General features: G+C 42.6%; 6 protein-coding genes and 1 pseudogene. 2 read left to right on the top strand and 5 right to left on the bottom strand.

All coding sequences use genetic code 11. The annotated features are described in order from the left end of the window. The first annotated feature begins 121 nt into the window (after window positions 1-121). Entirely contained in the window at window positions 122-367 is a 246-nt protein-coding gene (locus NO989_RS21230; protein ID WP_012516913.1) for a DUF5676 family membrane protein, read from the top strand. A 101-nt stretch (window positions 368-468) separates the two neighbouring features. Further along, complete coding sequence (locus tag NO989_RS21225; protein WP_012516914.1) at window positions 469-624, top strand: hypothetical protein; 156 nt, start codon at window positions 469-471, stop codon at window positions 622-624. A gap of 155 nt (window positions 625-779) precedes the next feature. Here the strand turns inward: NO989_RS21225 and NO989_RS21220 are convergent, their stop codons facing one another. From NO989_RS21220 to NO989_RS21200, 5 genes and pseudogenes are all read right to left on the bottom strand, one after another. After that, window positions 780-2105, bottom strand: coding sequence for an APC family permease (locus NO989_RS21220; RefSeq protein WP_012516915.1), 1326 nt, complete (start codon window positions 2103-2105; stop codon window positions 780-782). Window positions 2106-2262: 157 nt separating this feature from the next. Beyond that, entirely contained in the window at window positions 2263-3009 is a 747-nt protein-coding gene (locus tag NO989_RS21215) for a copper resistance protein B (RefSeq protein ID WP_156087449.1), read from the bottom strand. Window positions 3010-3018: 9 nt separating this feature from the next. Continuing rightward, the gene (locus NO989_RS21210; RefSeq protein WP_012516917.1) at window positions 3019-4833 is read right to left on the bottom strand and encodes a copper resistance system multicopper oxidase; all 1815 of its coding nucleotides are present in this window, start codon (window positions 4831-4833) and stop codon (window positions 3019-3021) included. A gap of 665 nt (window positions 4834-5498) precedes the next feature. Then, window positions 5499-6230 (bottom strand): MauE/DoxX family redox-associated membrane protein, encoded by a 732-nt coding sequence (locus NO989_RS21205; protein WP_012516918.1) that lies wholly within the window; start codon window positions 6228-6230, stop codon window positions 5499-5501. Further along, a pseudogene (locus NO989_RS21200) lies at window positions 6223-6498 on the bottom strand (DUF305 domain-containing protein); the annotation flags it as partial. The pseudogene NO989_RS21200 and the gene NO989_RS21205, both read right to left, overlap by 8 nt. Window positions 6499-6566: the final 68 nt, after the last annotated feature.

The following is a 6566-nucleotide window of genomic DNA, read 5'->3' as shown; positions in this document are numbered from 1 at the left end:
CCACCTCCGCAGCCATTTATTGGTGTGGTCTACAGAGGATTATGTCTTTTTAGAGGGGAAAATCCCTAGAACCCCATTATGATGCTGGCTTTAAGGAGGCGTAAGATGAAAATTCGAGAAAATGTATTTGCGTTCGCGTGCGCCGCATCGTTCAGCTTCGAGAGTGTTGTTAGTTGTTAGTTCTTTGTTCATTATTACAATGCCCGACATGATGTCACCCATGGCTGGTAATATAATGTTTTCAGACTGGCAAGGGATGATATGGAACGTGCCTTTATTGGGTGTAGTGATAGGCGGAGCTTTATGGGCTTTGTTCGCAGGTGTACTGGGTTGGCTTATTGCCAGTATTTACAATAGGCAGCTGTAGTAGTGAGGGCTAAATAAATAGTCAGTATTTGTCCTTTTAGCACAGGTACGATATTTGCTGATATCTACTGCCACATAAATTTAAACTAACGGTGAGATATTATGATAACCAATAATTCAGAATTAGCCTTACAGCAAGCCATGCAACTACCCAGTCAAACCAATACAGAGAAGCAGGGTTGTAGCCAGCCACCTGAGTCAAAAGGACAGGAGTTTGCTGAAATAATGAATACACTGAAGCAGCAAAAAAGCGGTTAAAGTGTGCCACGAGTAAAAATAACCGGCACGCTAATGCCGGTTAATTCCTTTCCTATTCATAACAACTGCGCTTACCTTTTAGGCTGCTACTCTGCCTACGCTGAATATTGTCTTACTCCGTCGATGTAGTTCATGAACAGCTTCAATGATTTGCATCAGTTATAATTTTTATCATCATCATCATACGCATGGAGCTTTAGAAACCATTTCTCAGCCGCGAATACGATAAGAAGTCCAGCCACAGAAATCCCAACAATGAAGATATCTGATTTTGCTTTCACCCACATAAAAGATAGAAGAACAATGATATCGAGAATAATTGCACTGACTAGTACCCAAGCTTTAGCTTGCACATCATCTCGTAAATGCTTGAACACTCCCCAGTGGATGAAGATATCCATTACGATATAAAAAACTACACCGATTGAGGCTATGCGGCTCAAATCGAAGAATATGGTAAGAAATATTGCGATGACTAACGTATAAATTAAGGAATGTCTTCTTATATCTCCCGGTAATGAAAAATGACGGTGAGGCACAAGTTGCATTGATGTAAGCATCGATAGCATTCTTGAAACAGCGAAGATGCTGGCAACGACACCGGAAGACGTGGCAATAATCGCGAAAGCTATAGTAAACCAAGCACCATACTGGCCGAATGCGGGTCGAGATGCTTCAGCAAGCGAATAATCTTTTGCCTGTATTATTTCGCCAATTGATAAATTTGCTCCTACTGCAACTGCGACAAAAACATAAAGTACCACACAAATGGATATAGAAATGACTATGGCCCTTCCTACATTTTTTTCTGGTTGTTTGAGCTCGCCTCCGCTGTTTGTGATTGTAGTGAATCCTTTGTATCCCAAAATACCAAGTGCCACGGCTCCGAGAAAACCGGTTGCGCTGGTATCTTGCGGTTGAGCTGAAACGCTCTCAAACGACAAACCGGTTGCCCACAGCCCACCAATTGCCAAAACTGCAAGTCCTGCTATTTTGATAAAAGCCATAATAAATGAGAGGGTCTGTATGAATTGATTACTCAAAATATTAACAATGAATGCCACAATAAGAAGACTCACGCCAAGCGCTGGTATAAGCCACTCAGCGCCCTGAGAGTCAAACAATTGTAGGACATAAGTGCCAAAAGTGCGGGCTACCAAACTTTCATTGATAACCATGGAAAAAAACATTAGCAATGCACAGGCACCAGTCAGCAGACCTCTACCATAGGCTTTTTTCAGAAACATGGCGATACCACCTGCAGAGGGGTATTTCTGTGCCATTTTGATGTAACTGTATGAGCTAAACCCTGCAATTATCGCTGCAACTAAAAACGCAAAAGGAAACCATGTGCCTGCCAGCTCTGCTATTTGCCCGGTTAAAGCAAATATACCAGCACCTATCATTACACCAGTTCCCATCGATACCGCGCCCCAGAGGCTTAACGAATCTTTCCTGTTTGAATGCTCGTGTTCATTCATATTGGTTACTCCTTTATGTCATGTGAGCCTGAGTAACAACAAAAGCAACCTGCAGCAAATATAAGGACACAGGCCCATTACAAAACAAATTCGAAGACGTGTAGAAAGAAATAACTGGCAATGGCATACCAGTTATTTCATTTTTAGCGTAGGGCGTTTAAAACCAAATCCTTGCACCTAACACTACACCAGTTTCACTGGTTGACTTGCCTTCAGCCTTTAATGCATCAGCTGTATTTCCCAAAGCTTTGCTGTAATAAACACCGACATAAGGTGCTACCTCCCTCACTATTTCATGCCGATATCGCAAACCAATACGAATATTACTCAACCCGCTTTGACGGTCATACTTTTCAGAATCGGTGAGGTTGGCAACAACTTCCAGTCGCGGTTGCAGATAGGAAACTTGACTTAGTTGCCAGTCATATTCGGTTTCATTGATGAACTGCATGTCACCGTCTTCGTTAATACGCAGTGAATTTTCCATTTCAAACCAGTAAGGAGCTAGACCTTGATAACTGACCACCGCATAGTTCTCCATATCCGCATCTGATGACAGCTCTCCCTTTGTGCCCACACCAAATTGTATAGACCAAAAAGAAGAAACTAGATAACCGTACAACAGTTCTGCTCGTTCCAGATCAGTAGGCATTCCATCGTTTTGTGTATTTTCGCCTTCGCTTTTAAAAACAAGACGATGGTAATCTCCGCCATACCACGCTTGCATGTCCCAGACCCCTATATTTTGCTGCTCATCAGTGCGATTATATTCAAGTCGGTCAAATAGAACTTGGCCAAAATATTCATTAGGAATAGGAGATGGCCAGTCATCTCTTGATTGAGCCAAAGCATTGTCAACGCTCAAAGTTAATGTTATTAGGCCTGCTATTAATATCTGTTTCATTTTAATCTCCTATGCGACCTGTACAACACGAAACATACCTGCTTCCATGTGGTATAGCAGGTGACAATGAAACGCCCACTCACCGGGGGCATCTGCGCTGATTTGTAACGAGACCTTCTCTCCAGGCTTGAGGCTGATCGTGTGTTTACGAGGTCTTGGATATTGGCCGTTTTCAAGTTCCATCCACATACCATGTAAATGAATAGGGTGATCCATCATAGTGTCATTAACCAAGATCAGACGTAGTCTCTCGCCATAATTGAAACGTACATATCCGTCTACTTCACTAAACTTTTTGCCATCGAACGACCACATGTACCTTTCCATATTGCCCGTTAAGTGAAGCTCAATTTGACGTTCCGGCTCTCTTTCGTCAGGCCAAGGACTTTCACCGACTAAATCTGTATAAACAAGGACACGATGTGGGCTGTCTTCCAAACCGATCCCAGGTTCATCCAACCTAGAGCTTGGATTTTTAGCAATCATCGCTGCACCAGCGCCGTGCCCGTCTTCGCTGTGGACAATGTCTATGCTTTCTACTGGGAGCTTTTTGGAGGGGGTCATTTCTCCTTCCATTTGGGTGCCATGCATTGTATGGGCGCTATGCTGCCCCATTCCTTTCATTTCACCTTTTGGAGCAGCCATGCCCGAGCTGTCGACCTTGGACTTATCCATATTCATGCCTTTCATACCAGACATGTCCATCCCCATCGCCGCCATGCCACGCTCTGTGATAACTCGCTGTGGGGGAACCTCTGCAGTAAGGCCAATTGACGGGGTTAGGGTGCCACGCGCATATCCACTTCTATCAAAACTTTCCGCAAAAAAGGTATAAGCTTTTCGCTCTTTTGGCTGAACGATTACGTCATAAGTTTCCGCTACTGCAATTCGAAACTCATCCACATTTACTGGTTTAACAGGCTGACCATCTGCAGCTACAACTGTCATTTCAAGCCCTGGGATGCGAAAGTCGAAATAAGTCATCGCAGAACCATTTATGATCCTCAACCGGATTTTCTCGCCTACTTTAAACAGGGCTTGCCAATTATCTTGTGGTGTCCGGCCATTCATTAAGTATGTATATGTACTGCCTGTAACGTCAGCTATATCGCGAGGGCTCATACGCATTGCACCCCACATAGCACGCTCTTCCCATGTATCGGCAAGCCCTTTTTTCTTTACGTCTTCTAACGTGTCGAAAATAGTTCGCTTTTGATAATTGTAATAACCTTCCGCTACCTTCAGTTTTCGCATAACGTCATGGGGGTCTGAAAACGTCCAATCGCTTAAAATAATTGTATGTTCCCTATCAGCCCCAATGTCCCCATCTGCGGGGTCGATCACAAGAGGTCCTAAATGGCCCAACTGTTCCTGGAGGCCTGAATGACTGTGGTACCAGTAGGTGCCGTTTTGCTCGACATCGAATGCATATTTAAATGTTTCGCCAGGTTTTATTCCGGCAAAGGAAACTCCCGGAACGCCATCCATATCTGGTGGTAAAATAATCCCGTGCCAGTGTATTGAAGTATCTTGGTTTAGGTGGTTAGTTACATTGAGGTGCGCTCTCTGTCCTTCTTTCAATCTAATCAACGGGCCCGGCATTTGACCATTGATCGTTATAGGTGAGCCCATATTTGAGCCTATTGGCAATTGCGCTTTTGACACATTGAGATTTTTAATATCACCTGTCAAAACTTGATCTTTAAAATGGCGACCAACAGGTGCTGCCCATAGAGGACTAACGTTGGTTAACGCAGCCGCAGCGCTTGAGGTCAGGGCAGCGAGCACAAATCTTCTGCGACCGTTGTCGATAGAATTTTTCATAGTTTTTAGCCTTTGAATTGATACTAACTGGACGAAGGAATTTCATCCATTTAAAAAGTATTACTAACTAAGTCAGTACCTTAGGCTATCGGGGGACGAAAAGGTGGAGTGAAAATTTTGGGGGGAACAGCTAGAGCGATAATGTCATACTGCTCAGCAAAAGTTGTTTCAAATTGACGAATGGGAACGTAAAAAAGACTTGCAAAGTGGTAGCAATTGGTAGCTATACACATACATCCATCATTGCAGCAACCTGATTTACCCGAATGCGAGGGGTGTCCATCAGTGTGAGCGCTTTGATGCTTAGAACTAGGTGAACTGCTACGTTTCTCCTCATGAGCGTCTGCGAATTTGTGAGAAGCCTTAGTTAATGAGCTATGTTCATCCATTTTCATTTCACACGCATCAACTGGCACGGTAAACAGTACCAATAAATATCCAATGCATAGTGTGAAAATAATAGATCTCATAACTTTGTATTTGCTCTCAACCTTTACGCGACGTTATTCCCTTAGAAAAGATAAGTCTTAAGGACACTTTAATCAATGACATTTGCTTGTAACTAAGATAAACAACTTCCTATGTAGTTAAACAAGCAGTCTTTTCAATCTTAAAAGCTGATAGAGTTACTTTTATTAAGTTTAGTCGATAAGCAACTCTTGTAACTAAAAAGATAACATGAGTAATGCGCCTGCTATCATAAAAATGTTTTCTGATAGTGAAACAAAACCTAACGGCACGTTACTGTCCCCACCGACACAAGCACATTTGAGCTCCCGTTTATCCACATATACTGCTTTAAAGACAGAAATTGCCCCAACGGTTCCTATAAATAGTGAAAATGGCGCAACAGCTATGGCAGGCAGTTGAGCTACCATTCCTATCCCCGCGTAGGCTTCAAGAAATGGGTAGATGTAACCATATCGAAGCCACCTCATTGCCAACAAATCGTAGGTTATGAACGAATTTGTAAAACTATACAAATCCTTCAATTTTTGAACTGCAAGTAGTGTCATTGAGAAAGCAATAAAGAGAACCAGTGTTCTTATAGAGATGAAGTCTTCAGAAACAAAAAACTGGAATGCTAACGATAGCAGAGCTGCCACAGAAAAAATCGCAATAACAGGTGCATAAGTAGTTCCGTTCTGCCCCGCTTCTCCTTTCCCGAAGTATTTACGAAGCTCATCATATCCACCAACTCGCTTTTCTTCGATGAAGGTTTGAGGCGTCGTTTCTACACCATGCTTTTGCTTGAAATCATCGGTGTCATTACGTGAAGTAAGATGATTGTCTTCTACTGAATAGCCTTCTCGCTCTAGTAAGTCTTTTGACCTTAAACCGTAAGGGCAAATGTGCTCTTTAGTAACCATTCTATATAGGATAGCTTTCTTACTCATTTTCCTTTCCTTTATTCAATTTACCTTCAAATTGAGGAATTGGACGCTGTTCGGCCTGTTCCTGAGTTGTTACCTTGCCATTCTTATTTATATCCTCTATCAACCACTCCATCTCCTTTATTTCCTTTCGCTGAGCTTTAATAATGCCGTTTGCTAATTCTCGTACGCGAACGTCTTCAAGGTTAGAACGCTCACTAGTCAAAATAGCTATAGAGTGATGAGGAATCATTGCTTTCGTGTAAGCGGTATCTGAAATGGTACTTTGACGTGGTTCAATAGATTCACACACCCAGTTAAGAGATAATCATCTCAACTGGAGTGTATATGAAAACGCGA

The sequence above is a fragment of the Alteromonas sp. DY56-G5 genome, from assembly GCF_041414725.1.
Classification (GTDB): domain Bacteria; phylum Pseudomonadota; class Gammaproteobacteria; order Enterobacterales; family Alteromonadaceae; genus Alteromonas; species Alteromonas macleodii.
The sequence above is the reverse complement of the archived record's forward strand: the minus strand, read 5'-3'. Positions and strand labels throughout refer to the sequence as shown.